Origin of the sequence: Streptomyces sp. SYP-A7185 (assembly GCF_046103685.1) — a bacterium.
Taxonomy (GTDB): domain Bacteria; phylum Actinomycetota; class Actinomycetes; order Streptomycetales; family Streptomycetaceae; genus Streptomyces.
In genome coordinates, this window is the sequence record NZ_CP122310.1 from 9735026 (window position 1) to 9749764 (window position 14739).

At 68.6% G+C, this 14739-nt stretch carries 12 protein-coding genes and 2 pseudogenes; 6 read left to right on the forward strand and 8 right to left on the reverse strand.

The features are described 5' to 3' along the window. Nucleotides 1-121 precede the first annotated feature (121 nt). The 4 genes and pseudogenes from QBL25_RS43295 to QBL25_RS43310 all read left to right on the forward strand — a co-directional run bounded on the left by QBL25_RS43295 (nucleotide 122) and on the right by QBL25_RS43310 (nucleotide 5051). Complete coding sequence (locus QBL25_RS43295; protein ID WP_409062969.1) at nucleotides 122-1270, forward strand: hypothetical protein; 1149 nt, start codon at nucleotides 122-124, stop codon at nucleotides 1268-1270. A gap of 1 nt (nucleotide 1271) precedes the next feature. After that, nucleotides 1272-1641: pseudogene (locus QBL25_RS43300) on the forward strand (transposase); the annotation flags it as partial. Nucleotides 1642-1899: 258 nt separating this feature from the next. After that, on the forward strand, nucleotides 1900-3414 hold the full coding sequence (locus QBL25_RS43305) for a glutamate synthase-related protein (protein ID WP_409062477.1): 1515 nt from the start codon (nucleotides 1900-1902) through the stop codon (nucleotides 3412-3414). A 1310-nt stretch (nucleotides 3415-4724) separates the two neighbouring features. Further along, nucleotides 4725-5051 carry a hypothetical protein gene (locus tag QBL25_RS43310; RefSeq protein WP_409062478.1) on the forward strand — a complete coding sequence of 109 codons (327 nt, stop codon included), beginning with the start codon at nucleotides 4725-4727 and terminating at the stop codon, nucleotides 5049-5051. A 747-nt stretch (nucleotides 5052-5798) separates the two neighbouring features. Here QBL25_RS43310 and QBL25_RS43315 read toward each other — a convergent pair. From QBL25_RS43315 to QBL25_RS43335, 5 genes are all read right to left on the reverse strand, one after another. After that, nucleotides 5799-7484 carry an acetolactate synthase large subunit gene (locus tag QBL25_RS43315; protein WP_409062479.1) on the reverse strand — a complete coding sequence of 562 codons (1686 nt, stop codon included), beginning with the start codon at nucleotides 7482-7484 and terminating at the stop codon, nucleotides 5799-5801. 384 nt (nucleotides 7485-7868) lie between these two features. After that, nucleotides 7869-8330 (reverse strand): hypothetical protein, encoded by a 462-nt coding sequence (locus tag QBL25_RS43320; protein WP_409062480.1) that lies wholly within the window; start codon nucleotides 8328-8330, stop codon nucleotides 7869-7871. A gap of 218 nt (nucleotides 8331-8548) precedes the next feature. Beyond that, nucleotides 8549-8932 (reverse strand): SH3 domain-containing protein, encoded by a 384-nt coding sequence (locus tag QBL25_RS43325; RefSeq protein WP_409062481.1) that lies wholly within the window; start codon nucleotides 8930-8932, stop codon nucleotides 8549-8551. Between the two features lie 732 nt (nucleotides 8933-9664). Continuing rightward, nucleotides 9665-10489: a virginiamycin B lyase gene (locus QBL25_RS43330; RefSeq protein ID WP_409062970.1), complete on the reverse strand. Its 825-nt coding sequence runs from the start codon at nucleotides 10487-10489 to the stop codon at nucleotides 9665-9667. Between the two features lie 150 nt (nucleotides 10490-10639). Next, nucleotides 10640-11089 (reverse strand): SgcJ/EcaC family oxidoreductase, encoded by a 450-nt coding sequence (locus QBL25_RS43335; protein WP_266662255.1) that lies wholly within the window; start codon nucleotides 11087-11089, stop codon nucleotides 10640-10642. 91 nt (nucleotides 11090-11180) lie between these two features. On the opposite strand from QBL25_RS43335, the gene QBL25_RS43340 reads away from it, so the two are divergent. Next, on the forward strand, nucleotides 11181-11681 hold the full coding sequence (locus QBL25_RS43340) for a MarR family winged helix-turn-helix transcriptional regulator (RefSeq protein ID WP_409062482.1): 501 nt from the start codon (nucleotides 11181-11183) through the stop codon (nucleotides 11679-11681). Between the two features lie 34 nt (nucleotides 11682-11715). Here QBL25_RS43340 and QBL25_RS43345 read toward each other — a convergent pair. The 3 genes and pseudogenes from QBL25_RS43345 to QBL25_RS43355 form a co-directional block, all read right to left on the reverse strand. Next, nucleotides 11716-11823, reverse strand: a pseudogene (locus QBL25_RS43345) (AAA family ATPase); the annotation flags it as partial. Nucleotides 11824-12030: 207 nt separating this feature from the next. Next, nucleotides 12031-12867: an alpha/beta fold hydrolase gene (locus QBL25_RS43350; protein ID WP_409062483.1), complete on the reverse strand. Its 837-nt coding sequence runs from the start codon at nucleotides 12865-12867 to the stop codon at nucleotides 12031-12033. Nucleotides 12868-13163: 296 nt separating this feature from the next. Continuing rightward, a complete protein-coding gene (locus tag QBL25_RS43355; RefSeq protein WP_409062484.1) occupies nucleotides 13164-13607 on the reverse strand; it encodes a hypothetical protein in 444 nt (147 codons plus the stop codon). Nucleotides 13608-14392: 785 nt separating this feature from the next. On the opposite strand from QBL25_RS43355, the gene QBL25_RS43360 reads away from it, so the two are divergent. Continuing rightward, nucleotides 14393-14542 carry a hypothetical protein gene (locus QBL25_RS43360; protein WP_409062485.1) on the forward strand — a complete coding sequence of 50 codons (150 nt, stop codon included), beginning with the start codon at nucleotides 14393-14395 and terminating at the stop codon, nucleotides 14540-14542. The last annotated feature ends 197 nt before the right edge of the window (nucleotides 14543-14739 follow it).

Sequence of the window (14739 nt, forward strand, 5' to 3'; positions counted from 1 at the left end):
CGTAGTCCGGTGGCGCGGGCATGCCCGTAGTTTCGCGGTGCGGTCTGCCGGCGGGGTCTGCCGGTGAGGCGGCCGGTCACCGGATCGAGATGACCAAGAGTCGCGAAGGTGCCCTTGCGTGATGCTGAGCTGCGAGGATGGCGCGATGGTGTGGCTGAGAGGGCACGTGTTCACAGTCGCCGCGGCGCTCACGAGCGTCACGTCGCTGGTGTTGGCCGGGTGTGCGCGGAGCGACTCGGGGGTGGGCGGCCGGGATCGCGAGGCGGCGTACGGGCGTGTCGTCAAGGATCCGCACCCTAGTGCTGAGGCCGTCATCGAGGCGGCTGGTGCACCGGCCGGGGTGGCGCGGGCGGGCGACGGTTCTCTGTTGCTGTCGTACAACGTGCGTGGCATCGGGGATGATGAGGGTCCGGCGGCCGCCGCGTGGCGGATCGTCTCGCCGGCCGGCCGTACGGTCGCGCAGCGGGCGTGGCATGCGAACGTGGAGGATCGGCCGGACCGGTACATCGGTGTGCGCGATGGTTTCGTCCGCTGGCACCGCAGCAGCCGGGGCGCGCAGAGCGTGTACGCGCTCGACGTGGGCGGCAAGCGGCACGAGGTCACCACGTCGGTGCGCGCGCTGGGTACCCGCCCGGGCGACGTCGTCCTCAATGAGGGGATACCGGCTCTGCTTTACCGTCCCGCCGAGCGCACCGTGGCCACTCCGGCCGGCGCAGCGGAATACGAAGACGTCGCGATGGATGAGCGCGGCACGCTCTGGTTCATGGTCCGGTCGCAGACGCCCCACCGCGTCGTCCAGCAGCGCGATGGCCGCACCCTGACTTCCACGCCGGTCCCAAAGCCGTACACCAGCGGCGGCGCCCTCATCGCGGCGGGCGGCACGACGGCGTTGGCCTTGCTGCGCGGCGGCACGGTCCGAGGCCTGATGGTGAGCGAGGACGGCGGCGCGCACTGGCGCAACCTCACCGGGGGCGGCATCCCCTGGCAGGATCTCAAGCGCGATGTGGTGTTTTTGGTCTTGCGGGCGCTGCCGGACGGGCGGCTGCTCGTCGGCGAGAGGCAGGGCCGCTACTGGCTCGCCGAGGACCGCTCGAACCGGTCCTTCCGGCAGCTCAGGACCCCGGTGCCGTTTACCTCGTTCACCGTGCAGGGCAAGACGCTGTACGGCATCGCGGACGCGACGAGGGCGTCGTATGACCTGGTGAAGGGCGAGGGGCTGTACGCCTCGGACGACGGCGGGCGCACGTGGCGGCGGCAGAAGCGCGGCTGATCCTCTTTCCGTCTCACGGAGCGGCGGGAGCCGCAGTGATGTCACCCAGCTGGTGCCCCTGCTCGATGCGCTATCCCGCATCCGCGGTGTCCGCGGTGTCCGCGGGCGGCCACGGCACAGGCCAGGGCGGCTGTTCGCCGACCGTGGCCAGGACTGCGACCAGTTCCGCCGCCTTCTCCGGACTGGCGGCCTCACACCCAAGGCCGCTCGCAAAGGCAGCCCACACGGCTGGGGCCTGGGCAGGACCCGGGGTCGTGGAGCGCACATGCGCCTGGCTCCACCAGTTCAAACGGCTGCAGATCCACTACGCGATACGCGCAGACCTCCACCTGTCACTCCTCCAACTCGCCTGCGGCATCACCTGCTTGAGAGACTCCGAACCTCATTTTGAAACCATCAGCCAGGAGCTCGACTGGGGCGTCATGCCGTACAAGGCCGGCGGCGGAGGGTCGTGTGGGGTGGTGGCGGAGGGTCCTGTGGGGTGGCGGCCGGATGGCTGTGGGCTGCCCTGAGGCCGCTGGCGTGCCGCGGTGGGGGGTGAGTTGTCGCCGTCTTCCCGTGGTTTTTCGGTGGTGTGGGGTAGCCGGTCGTGGTGAGGTTTGGCCGGTCGAGGAGAGGAACGTCTTTTTATGCGTGCTCGGAACATAGGCGCGTCAGCCGCCACGGCGTTGGCGCTGGTGGCCGCCCGCGACCTCGTGCAGAAGAAGCACGCACTGCTGAGGAACTTCCCGGTGCTGGGGCACGCCCGGTATTTGCTGGAGAGGATCGGTCCGGAGCTGCGGCAGTATGTCGTGGCGTCCAATGACGAGGAGCGGCCCTTCAGCCGTGACCAGCGTCGCTGGGTGTATGCGTCGGCGAAGGGGGAGAACAACTATTTCGGGTTCGGCACCGACAATGATGTCGAGCACGTGCAGGGGCATGCGTATGTGAGGCAGCGCACGTTCGCCGGCCGGCTGCCCGATGGGCACGACACGCAGGCGCCGTTGCCGTCGGCCAAGGTGCTGGGCGGGCCGCGGGGCCGTGCGAAGGCGTTTCGTCCGGCCAGTGTCGTCAACGTTTCGGCGATGAGTTTCGGTTCGTTGTCCGGCGCGGCCCTCACGGCGTTGAACAAGGGTGCGGGGCTGGCGGGGGCGCTGCACAACACCGGTGAGGGCGGCCTGTCGCCCTATCACCTCCAGGGCGGGGAACTCGTCTTCCAGATCGGGACGTCGTATTTCGGCTGCCGCAACGATGATGGGACGTTCAACCTCGACAAGCTCAAATCCGTGGTCGCCGGCGGGCCGGTCCGGGCGATCGAGATCAAGCTGTCGCAGGGGGCGAAACCGGGGCTGGGCGGGCTGCTGCCGGGGGCGAAGGTGAGCGAGGAGATCGCCGCGATCCGAGGTATCCCCGCGGGCAAGGACTGCGCCTCGCCCTCGCGGCACACCGCGTTCCACGACGTGGATTCCATGCTCGACTTCGTGGAACTGCTCGCCACGGAGACCGGATTGCCCGTCGGGATCAAGAGCGCCATCGGGGAGATGGGCTTTTGGGAGGAACTCGCCACCCTGATGGAGCGAGGTGATCGAGGGGTCGACTTCGTGACCGTCGACGGGGGCGAGGGCGGCACTGGGGCTGCTCCCCTGATGTTCGCCGATTCGGTGTCGCTGCCATTTCGCATGGGTTTTTCCCGCGTCTACCGAGTGTTCGCCGAGCGCGGTCTGACCGACGACATCACCTTCATCGGCTCCGGCAAGCTCGGCCTGCCCGAGAACGCCGTCGTCGCGTTCGCCCTCGGCGTCGACATGGTCAACGTGGGCCGTGAGGCGATGTTGTCGATCGGCTGTATCCAGGCGCAGAAGTGCCACACCGATACATGCCCCACCGGTATCGCCACCCAGGACCCGTGGCTGACGCGCGGCATCGACGCACCCTCCAAGGCCGTCCGGGCCGCGACGTACCTGCGCACGCTGCGCGGGGAGCTGCTCAGGGTCTCGGGCGCCGTGGGCGTGGCCCATCCCTCGCTCATCACCCCCACCGACATCGACATCCTCAACGGCGACTACGAGGCCCGCACCCTGGCGAGCGTCTACGGCTACAAGGACGGCTGGGGCTCGCTCGGCCCCAAGCTCGCCGACGAGATCACCGAGCTGCTCACCGCCTGAGGAGCTCGCCGGGCTGCTCACCGCCTGAGAAACCCTCCCGCTTGTCCTGGGTGGTGGCGTGCGGTGACTGGGCGGGTGTCGCCCAGGGAAGCTGTCGCCTCACAAACGTCACCTCATGCACTGCTGTGCTGGGTGAAGGGGCGGGTGCCCTTGGCGGTATTGAGAAGTCCTACGCGGCAGAGCCCCAGGTCGCAGACCTGGGGCCTTCTTCGGGGGCGGGTGGCGCATGTCGGCCCGGGGTGTGCGGGGGCGGGTGAGTGGTTGAGGGCGGTCTCGATGGTGGTGGCCGCGTGCTGGGCCTGGAGGTCGCGGCCCTTGTCGTGGGGGTGGACGTACCAGGGGATGGGCTGGCCGGAGGTTTCGAGCTTGGAGTTCTCCAGCAGGCCGCCGATGCCCGCCGTGGCAGGCGGTGTTGTTGGCGGTGGGGCTGTAGAGGTCCGCGAAGTCGGCGCCCTGCGTCCGCGGCGGCCTTCTGCATGACGTCGCAGCCGTTTTTGCGTCTGGTCCAGGACCGGCAGGGCGTTTCGGGGGATGTCGGCGAAAGGCAGTTCACTCGGGCCGGGGGCCGGGGGCCGGGGGGCGCGTTGCGGTACGTGGCGGTGTCCTGGGGCACGAGCCTGGGATACCCGGCCAGGACCCGCCGGGCCTCGGGAGCGAAGGAGTCCACACGATCAAGCAGCTCCTCCAGGTCCCCTTCGACCTGCTGGAAGCGGCCCTCCAGCCATGCCTTTTGTCGCCGGAGGTGAAGGAAGTTGCGGCATTCGCCGGCCGGGGCGTCCGCGTCGATTGGCTGTCCGGGCAGCAGGGAGGGCTTGATGACGCTCTTTGAAAATCCCCACCCCTTGCTCGGGAATGGGACGGACCTGCTCGCTGAGACTCCCCGCCCACCCGTCGCCGTCAAGTCCCCCTCAGGCGACTCTGACCGGTACGGCACAATCGCGGTCAAGGGGCGAGCACAACGATGGGGGTGGGAACGTGGGGCGTTTTGGCTCGCGAAGCCGACGTAAGGGCATACCGAACGAGCCGGCCCTGCTGGCTGCGGCTGCTGAGAACCCCGGTGGCAGCGTCGCCGAGATCGATCCGACGTACATCGACGACCCGAACGGCTACGTACCGCCCGAGGCAATCCGCGGCGCGTGGTTGGTGGACAGCTCCGGGAAGTTGACAGGTGAGTACCAGGAAAATCCCTGCCACGGGGTGCCGCAGGACGACTTCAGCAAGCTCACTGACCCTGATCACTGGCTTGGCTGGCTCGGCGATGATCCAGCGACCGCCGTTCGGAAGGGCATCGAGGAGTCCTTGCGAGCCAGGTGGCAGACGCAGTGGTCCAGTGGGTCAAGATCCTTGAGACGCCCCGGTTTCTGACGGTTGGGCGTCAACGTTTGGAGGACGAACAGGTCATGGTCGTCACCCGCGCGGCACTGGCCGCGCCGTTCGCGTTGTCCGTACACACCACGCAGCACGGGCGCTCGATCCTCCTGGGGGTATTCACCTGGGCAGCGGTGAACCTCGCACCGCCCAAAGTCCGTAAGGATCGGCACTGGTTTGACCTGGGCGTCGAGCTGGAATGGGCCGGTGAACGGCTTCAAGGGCGGATCTACGACGTTGACGGCGAGGGCGCCTCCGCTGAGCGGTAGAGCACCCCCACGCTGTACCGGCGGTCAGAGCGGATACATGACGCCGTCGGCGCCCTTGGCTGGGAGGAGCAGTCCAAACCCCTCAACTCGAGGACGGGGCTGGCCCCTTCCGTTCAGTGCGCAACCGAGTGGGGAAACCGAGCAGCCCTTACGCGGGAGAGGTCCGCCTGGACGTCGAGCGTGATGCCCTTGCCGGCCGGGGTCCGGGTGGCGACGGCGGGATAGTTTGGTGCGGCCTGGAAACACCAGACCCGCTCACTGTCCGGGTGGTTGAGGGAAGCGACGGCGAAGCTGGCGGTGGGGGAGTGGCCGAAGAACACCGTCGGCACCGGGCCGGCGGGCGCCGCGGCCGCGCCTCCCGCCGGGACGGCCGGCGCCGGACAGGGGTGTGCCGCACCCGCTACGTGCTGCCCGGCATCGCGCACTGCCCGGCCCACGACGCTCCGATCTGCCCGCCGTGCAGCTCGCTGTGCTGCCCGCTGATCTGCTTGCTGTGCTGCTGGCCGGGCAGCCGGTTGCGGCAACGGGTGTCGTACGGGGCCCATGGCCGGGTCCGTCCTGCTGCCGGTGCCGGCCGCCCGCCCTCCTCGCCCTCCTCGGGCTCTGCGGGCTCTGCGGGGTGGGAGGTTGCGGGCCAGGGGGTGACAGCGGCCCGGGCGGCACGGCCCGTACCGGGTGGCCCGTACCGGGGGGTGGCCCGTACCGGGGGGTGGCCTATAGGGGGGCGGGCCGCGCCGCGCGGCCGGGTCAGAGTGCTGTGTCGAGGTGTCCGAGGTGTTCGATGAGGTTCATGTTCTCGGCGTAGTCGACCGGACAGTTGATGATCGACACGCCGGGGTCCGCCAGTGCCTCGCGCAGGGTGGGCAGCAGGTCGGCGGCGGAGGTGATGTGGTAGCCCTTCGCGCCGAAGCTGCGGGCGTATTGGACGATGTCGGGGTTGGTGAAGTCGGTGTTGGAGTTTTCTCCGACCTCCAGATCCATCTTCCATTTGATGAGCCCATAGCCGTTGTCCTGCCAGATCAGCACGGTCAGCGGGATGTTCTCGCGGACCGCTGTCTCGATCTCTTGGGAGTGCATGAGGAACGAGCCGTCGCCGACGGCGGCCAGGACCTTCGTCTGTGGCCTGGCGAGTTGGACCGCGAGCGCGCCGGGCAGCGCGAAGCCCATGGTGGACAAGCCGTTGGAGATCAGGCAGGTGTTGGGCGCGTACGTCGGGTAGAGCCGGGCCATCCACATCTTCAGCGCGCCGGTGTCCACCAGCACGATGTCGTCTCGCCCGAGCGCGGCGCGGGTGTCGGCGATGATGCGTTGGGGGGCCAGCGGGTAGCGCTGGTCCGCGGCGCCCTGTTCGAGTTCTGCTGCCAGCAGTGCCCGGGTGGCCGTGGTGTCCTTGTCGTCGATGCTCCAGCGCAGCCCGTCGAGTTCGGTGGCCAGGGCGTCCAGGGAGGCGCTGATGTCGCCGATGATGCCGACATCGACCGGGTAGCTGTCGTCGACCTCCGCCGGGAAGCGGTGGATGTGGATGATCTTCTTGTCGCCGTCCGGGTTGATCCGGGAGGGGTCGAACTCCTGCAGCTCGTAGCCGACGGCGATGACGACGTCGGCCTCCTCGAACCCGAAGTTGGTGTAGTCGCGCCGCATGAACCCGAACGTGCCGGTCGCGCACGGATGGTCGTCGGGCAGGACGCCCTTGCCGTGGAAGGTGGTCGCCGTCGACACGTCCAGCGCGGTGGCGAACGCCGCCAGCGACTGTTGGGCGCCGCCGCGCGCCGCGCCGTGTCCGGCCAGGATCACCGGCCGGCGGGCCTGACGCAGCAGCTGCGCCGCCCGCGTGATCTGCTGCGGGGACGGTGCCTGGGGCTGCACGACGTCCCTGCGCAGCGGCCGCAGATCCGAGCCGTCCGCCGCCGTATCGACGTCCTCGGGCACCGCCAGGTAGACGGCGCCGGGCCGCTCGGACTCCGCGCTCTTGAACGCGCGCCGCACCATCTCCGGGATGGCCGCGGTGGCCGGCACGTTTGCCGACCACTTCGTGACCGGCGCGAACATGCTCACCAGGTCCACGAACTGGTGGGACTCCTTGTAGTTGCGTTCCTTGCCCACCTGCGCGCTGATCGCGACGACGGGCGTGCTGTTGGTCATGGCGTCGGCCACGCCCAGCATCAGGTTGATCGCGCCGGGCCCCAGCGTCGCGGACATCACCCCCGCCGAGCCGGTGAGCCGGCCGTGCATCTCGGCCATGAAGGACGCGGCCTGCTCGTGCCGGGTCAGGACATAGCGGATCTTTGCCGAGCGGGCCAGAGCGTTGGTGAAACGGATGTTCTCCTCGCCGGGCACGCCGAACACCACCTCGACGCCCTCGTTCTCCAGGCAGCGCACCAAAAGTTCGGCCGCTCCGTCGGGGGTCTGCTTGCGGTGCTCGGCGTCGCTCACGCTGATCGTGTCCTCTCCCGGGTTGCGGCCGCGCCAAAGGGGCGCGCCGCAAAGCCGTCTACCCCGGCCGGCCGCCCGGACGCCTACGGACCGGACCCTACGAGCCAAACCCCGTGGAGGCGGTCACCCTTCACGCGTCGATACCGGTCCACACCGGTCCACTTTTCACCCGTCGCTGACAACTGCAGTGGACACGAGCCGACGTTCCCGGCAATCCCGTGTGGATGGCGCCGCCGGCGTCCCGCACTTCCCGCCTCGGAACCAAGGCCTCTCGTGTGGATCCTGTCGGACCCCGCGAGCCGGCCTGAGCCGATCGAGAGGCCCCAGGCGACCCGATCGACGTCCGGCGGCCCTGTTGAGATCGCCGCTCCTCACGCGGCCCCCCTACAGGCCAGGAAAGATGACGTCCAAAGCGGCGAGCGGCCCCGCCAGAGCGATGGCGATGAGGGCCGCGGCCATGACGAGGGACAGCAGGCAGACAAAGCCGGCGAAGACGAGCGTTCCCGTGGTGCGGCGGCCGATCTGGGCCGCGTCCCCATCTGGGGCGGGATCATGGAGGATCTCCACCCGCTCGCCGGACGCGTAGTCGTCGGTGAGACGACGGGTGCGCCCCTGGGCGTCGGTGAACTCATAGGTGCGGGCGTACACTCGGCGCCCCTCGACAAGGACGCCGCGGGTGCGCAGCCGCCACGCCTCCCGGCCCATCTCCCCTCCCGCGCGCACCCCGTGGCCGACCGGCACCGCGATGGAGCCGACCAGCCAGCATCCAGCCGCGACGTACCACTGGCGCGCGCCGAGCAGGCCGGTCGTCAGCATCAGGGCGGCCGCCAGCAGGTAAAACCCCACCGACAGCCGAAGCATCGTACGGCTCCGGCCCCTCGACGGCTTTTCCGGCGGGGCCGGTGGGGCCGCCACGCCGGCCTCGCCAGGCGTCGCGTCCGATGTCATGCGGGCAGTTTAGACCTTGCTCCAAACGACAGGCCCTGGATCCGATGACCGGTGCAGACCGATACACCAACGGGCACCGCGTGGGGCCGCGGGCGGGTGTCGTTGGCGCGGTTTTGTTATTCGCAGGGGTAGCTGGTGATGCGGATGGTGTAGGCCGAGGAGACCCAGCGGTTGGTGCCCACTTTGCGAAAGCCGTTGGTGGTGGTCGAGGAGGCCAGGATGGTGGTGCCGTTGGCGTAGGACCCGACGACCGGGTAGCTGGTGCCGGGGCCGCTGCGGATGAGCAGACCGCCGCTGGCGTTGACCCGGTAGTAGCACTGGGTGGCGAGCGCACCGGCCGGCGCGGCCTTCACGGCCGTGCTGGTCGTGCGGGCGGGTTGGGCGGCCTGGGCGGTGAGAGCGCCGCCCAGGAGCGCGGCGGCGGACAGGGCCGCCACGGCCGCCGTGCGGGCGGCGCGGCGAGGCGGTGACAGGGTGCGGCGTGCTGCTGTGACCCTCATGGAATCGGTTTGTCCTTGCGTCGTCGCCTCTAGGCGCCGAACACGTACAAAGGAGCAGGCCCGAGCCCGCCGAGCGCTACACCGGGCAAAGGGCCCCGCGGCCGCGCATGACGTTAGCGCCATCGGGGCGCTCTGCCGCCGGGCACACGACAACTCCCCAACCGGAACAGGGGCAAGCGGCTGCACGCCAAAGGTGTCACCGCTGTGGCCGGGCGCGCTCGCCTGCGGTGCTGCGCCCGTGGTGTTCTTGGCCGGTGCTCCCCATCGCCGGGCCCGTTCCTGTTTCCTGAGGGCCTTTTCCAGGAGTCCCGGGGTCTGGGGTTCGGCGTGCATGGTGGTGGTGTCGGGGTGGGCGCGGGCGGTCGTGGGGGAGCGACGGTGACGCGCGCAAGGGGGCAGGGGGTCCGGCGCAGGATCCACGTGCCGGCCGGCTTGGTCGCGGACCCGAACGCCGCCCCCGGACCCTGACCCGAACGCCGACCGGCGCGGCCTGACCCCGCTGTTCTGGTCGCACGTCCGGCCCATCGGTGAGGTGAACCTCGACATGGACACCCGCCTCAACCTCACCGCGGCGACCGTTCCCACCCCTCGTGCCACAGACGGTAAGGCCGTAGGCATCACCGTGGAGAAAGCATGAACCTGCGCAGGTACAGCACGTCGATCGGGCCGCGCCAGCGGCTGGTGCGATGCGACACCGGCACATGGCTGACCTGGGCGGTTCTCCGTCCCGAGCTACGGTTCCAACCGCGCGACCCCTCCCGTCTCAAGCGCCACCCACAGAGCGCCATCGGAGCCTATGGTGATGCCGTGCGGCTCGGACGACGGTGACGGCAGGCTGTACTCGGAGATCTCGCCGCTATCGGTGATGTGGCCAATGCGGTTGGCTCCCCATTCGGTGAACCAGCAGTCCCCGGTGGAGGCCGCGACGATGGCGTGGGGTTTGGCCGTGCGGTCAGGGAGCGGGAACTCCTTGATCGCGCCATCCACCGAGATCCTGCCGATCTGGCCCACTGCGATCTCAACGAACCACAAGGCAGCGCCGTCACTGGTAATGCCCACGGGTGCGGCGCTGGCGGTGGGGAGTGGGTGTATGACGATGTCCCCGTGGACAGTGATGCGGCCGATTGCGTTCGCCTGGTTGAGGGTGAACCACAGGGCCCCATCAGGGCCTGCGGTGATCGCCGAGGGAAAGGCGCCCGTATGAGGAAGGACGAACTCGGTGATCTCTCCCTTGCAGGTGATGCGGCCGATACGGTCGGCGTTCATCTCCGTGAACCACACCGCACCGTCTGGACCGGCCGTGATACCGAAGGGTCCGCTGTCGGGCGTCGGCACAGGGAAGGATTCCGTTGCGCCGTCGGCGGTGACGCGGCCGATCCGGTGGTCCTGGGACCGGGTGAACCACAGTGCTCCGTCGGGCCCAGGGGTAATGACCGTAGGGCGGCACTCAGACGAGTCCAGGGGGTATTCGCTGAGTTCGCCATCGAGGGTGAGACGCGCGATGCGGCCACTGTGCGCGAAAGTGACCCACAGCGCACCGTCAGGTCCGGCCGCGATGCCGTAAGGCCCAGCACCCTTGTCTGCCGGACCGGCGGCAGCACCCCCGGATCATCAACGACAGGGGCAAAGAGCCATACCGGCCCCGGAGGCCACGAACCCGAACCGGGCTCTACTTGGAAGGTAATGGGCATTCTGTGGCTTCATCGGTCACTTCTGGGATGCCGGGACGAGAGCGGGGGCGGCCTTGAAGGAGATGGCCTCCATCAGCGGCTTGCGCTTGGTGTTGTGGAAGGCCGCGATGCGCCACTGGCCGTCCTGCTCCCGGACCAGGGTGTAGGTCTGGACCTTGGTCAGCTTCTTCGGCTTGCTGCCCTTGTAGCTGTCGCCGCGGCCGGTGATCACGGCGGTGTCCGGACCGTAGAAGCGGATGTCCAGGATCTCGTCGGCCAGTTGTGTGCCCTTGAGGAATTTGGCGAACAGCGTGCGGTGGCTGTCGATGATGTCGCGGCGGCCCTGGTAGTACGTGCCGACGAAGGTGACGTAGGTGGCGTCCTGCGTGAACTGCGCACCGTAGGTGTCGGCGTCGTGGCGCCGCCAGGCGTCGATGAGTGAGGCGATCACCGTGGTGACGGCATTCCGGTCGTCCGTGGTGGGCATGGAATCCTCCGAGTAGTTACACTGATGCAGATATTGCAGGCAGACAGTATCTGCACGTGTGCAGCTATTTACGCAAGGGGCACCCAGGGACATGGCAGACCCGACGCCGACGGACGAGCACGTTCTCTTCCGTCAGTACCTCGACGCTGTGGGACTCCACGGCATGGCCGGGGCGGAAGCGGTGGGGCTCAGCGCCTCGGAGTGGTATGCGCTCAGTCAGATCGCTTTGGAAGGCACGCTCACCTCGGGAGAACTGGCCGCACGTGCCGGTCTCACCACCGGGGCGACCACTCGCCTGATCGACCGCCTGGAGCGAGCCGGATTTGTCCGCCGGGCTGCCGATCCGGATGATCGACGCAAGGTCATCGTCGAGCCGGTGGCCGACTCCCTCGACCAGATCGAGAAGGTGGTCGGGCCTGCCCGGCGCCAGATCGCCGAGGTTCTCAGCCGATACACACCAGAGCAACGCGCTGTTCTCTTCGACTACTTCGCTCATGCCGCCCCTGCTTTCCGGGCGGCCACCGAGGAGATCAGGGACGCGGCAGCACACAGCCGTCAGCGCAAGGCAGGCGCGGCGGCCGGCCGCCCGTGAGGGTGGCGGGCCGCCGCGCCGGAACCGGCAGGTGTCAGCCGGCCTTGGCGGTCGCTTCGGCTCGGGCGCGGGTGCTGGCGAGGCGGTAGGAGTCAGTGCCGGTTTCGATGACGGTGCCGTTAAAGGCGAGTCGCTCGACGATGGTGAGGCCTCCGCGAACGCTTCCCGCCTGACATCGTGAGGCAGCAGACTCACCTCTGGCGGCCTCGGACGGCGTCTTGCGACGTGGTGAAACTCGCGCTCTGGTCAGCACGAAGGATCACGCCAAGGCCGCCCCCGTGTCCGCCGGACCCCCGCCCAGGTGAACAAGTTCGGGACGCCGTTCGAAGCCAGAAGATCAAGAACAAGCTCAGCCTTGAAGGAACTCGATGAGCTTCGGCGCGAGTTTCTTGGGCGCCATGACCACCGCTCCGTGATTGAGGCCCTGGAGCGTGTGATGGTCGGCGTCGGGCAGCACCTCCGTGACCGCTCGCGCGGCGCTCTGGAAGCCGTCTGGGCTCTTGGAGCCGGTCATGACGAGGGTCGGTGCAGTCGCGGGCGACCACACCTCGGCGGTGAGGGGTTTGCCCTGCTGGGTGTCGCCCATGACCGCGATGTCGTAGGGCAGGGTGTGGGCCATTGCCTTGAGGTTCGACCACACTCCGGGCATCAGCCGCATCGATCCGACCATGAACGCGGGCATACCCTGGGCCTTGGTCATGAAGGTCTTGACCGCCTCGCTGCGCCGGTCCTCGGCGATCAGACCGTCGATATGCCGTGCGAAGTCCTTCGGCGGTCCGAAGTCGCTGGGAGCGACGGCGAAGGGCGGCTCGTAGAGCGCGAGCCGCTTGATGTTCAGGCCGGCCGCGGCGGCGCGCAGGGCGAGTACCGCACCGGACGAACTGCCGAACACCGAGGCAGAACCGCCTGCATGCTCGATCAGCGCCGCGATGTCGTCGATCTCGCGCCGCACCGTGTAGTCGGCGCTGTTGCCGCTGGCGCCCCGCCCGCGGCGGTCGTAGTTGACGACGGTGAAGTGCGGGGCGAGGAGGCTGGCGAGCTTCTTGGTGTCGGAGCGATCGGCCAGCGCCGAGGACACCAGGATTACCGTAGGCCCGCTGCCGGACTGCTCAAACGCGATGGGGGTTCCGTCGCTCGAGACAACCGTCGACTTCACGGGGGCCGCCGACTCGCGAGTTGCTGACATGCTTTTCTCTCCGCTTCACCTGGAGGTGCCGTACTTCTGATGCAGATGTGACAGCGGCTCGGCGGAAAACTCATCGGTCCCGCAGCTTCGAATTTTGAACCTCGTGCGCCGAGCGGCCGTGGCCCCCGTCATCGTGGTCATCCGCCCGTACCCTCGCATCTTCTCGTTTGACCGCCTCGCCCACGTCGTAGCAGGGGGCGGAGTGTCGTTTCTTGGCACCGGGTGGGCGTCAGGGAAAAGTCACCATCACCGCACTTCAAGCGGCCAGAAGATAAAGAACTTCCCAATAGCGCGCGTCAAGCAGCTGCGGGGGTCGGAAGACGGAGTTCGTAGGATGTGTTGTCACGGATCATGGCCCAGAGGACGTTGAGACGTCGGCGGGCCAGTGCCAGCACGCCTTTCGCGATCCGGTCCACCATGTCCGCGGCCAGTTTCTCTCCGGGCAGCGCAATGTGCTGGGCTTCTGTCGCCTCGATGGCGGTCTGGGCGAGTGAGGAGGCGTTCTTGACCCCACGGTTCTTCAGCCAGGATTCGAGACGGCGGGCACCGATGCGGCGGATCGCGTCCGGCGTCTGATAGCTGGTCAGCAGCACAACCAGTCCTCGGCCCTTTCGGGTCAGGGCTCGTTCCAGGGCAGGGAAGATTCCCAGGAGTTGTTCCCGCAGCCGGTTGATCGGCCGGGTGCGGTCGTTGACGAGATCGAGGCGCCGGCTGGTGAGGATGCGCAGGTCGACGGCCACCTCGTCGCCGGGCCTCAGGAGTCCGAGCAGCGCTGCCGTGGTTGGTGTCCACCGCCCACAGCACCTCGCCCGGCCAGGCGCTGTGCCGCGCCTGTCTGGCGGCGCTGGCCGGTGGTGCACCGCAGATCGGCGCCGAGTGACTCGAAAGGCGTCGTGATTGATCATGCTGAGGCGAGTTCGGAGTCCCTTCGGCACGCCACGAGACGACTCCCGTTGCACCCTCCACGGCCGGCCCTTTGTGCCGTTCTCGTGGGCGGGTGTCCGCTGGGTTGACAACTGGTATGACGCGGCTGCGCAGATGGTGGGCGGTGGCCTTGGCCGTGCTGGTGTCCGTGGTTCTTCCGGCTTCGGGCCCTTGAGCCCGGCGACGACCTGCGGGTCGTTTCCTCTCTTGGTCCGGCCGGCGCGCCGGTGCCGGCCGCGACGAGCCTTCGGGACAGCGGTGCCGCAGGCCGCACCGGTGGGTCGGGGGCTTCCGCGGTGGACCTGATGGAGCCTTAGGCGGACGCGGACGCGGACGCGGAAACGGTCGGTCCCGCCGGCCGGTACGCGCCGAAGTCCGGCACTTCGTCGGCGACTGCTCCGCGGCGACTGCTGTGCCGGTTGCGGTCGGCAGCCCGGCCCGGCAGGCGGCGGCGCCCTGTACCCGCCGCGGATCATGACCGCGAGGGGGATGCCTCAAGGGCCTGGGAGGGACCGAGAAGGTCTGCATCGAGTCCCGGTTGGCGGTCTGCTCCGGCGCTTCGTTCGAGCAGATCTGGCGGGTCAAGAGTCGTCCTTGGGGCGTGAGCCAGATCGTTTTCCTCGCGGTGGGCGCCCTCGCCAAGGGCAGCCGGACCGTGGAGGTCTGTCACGGCTATCAGTTCACGTCCGTCGGGCGGGCCGGGGCGCCCGGCGTGGTCCGCACTCCGGAGGTGACCCTGGCGCAGACGTAGGGAGCGGTGGTCGGGCTCCGCACACAGAAGCGTTACCGGTTTGTGTCCAACCCCGGTACAACCGTGAGTAACGCCACAGTCGCAGGCAACCCTTTTGTCCCATGCGCCCCAAGTACTCCTTCTGGATCTTTTACCGGGCGACTACATACAGTTGCCACTTGGTTGCCATGTTCAGGCAATCTTCATTTTTGTGATGG

Bases quoted from the DNA above. Each gene is read 5' to 3' on its own strand.
- QBL25_RS43295 (WP_409062969.1), top strand. From the start codon at position 122: ATGCTGAGCTGCGAGGATGGCGCGATGGTGTGGCTGAGAGGGCACGTG.
- QBL25_RS43340 (WP_409062482.1), top strand. From the start codon at position 11,181: ATGGCAGACCCGACGCCGACGGACGAGCACGTTCTCTTCCGTCAGTAC.
- QBL25_RS43305 (WP_409062477.1), top strand. From the start codon at position 1,900: ATGCGTGCTCGGAACATAGGCGCGTCAGCCGCCACGGCGTTGGCGCTG.
- QBL25_RS43335 (WP_266662255.1), bottom strand. From the start codon at position 11,089: ATGCCCACCACGGACGACCGGAATGCCGTCACCACGGTGATCGCCTCA.
- QBL25_RS43325 (WP_409062481.1), bottom strand. From the start codon at position 8,932: ATGAGGGTCACAGCAGCACGCCGCACCCTGTCACCGCCTCGCCGCGCC.
- QBL25_RS43350 (WP_409062483.1), bottom strand. From the start codon at position 12,867: ATGTCAGCAACTCGCGAGTCGGCGGCCCCCGTGAAGTCGACGGTTGTC.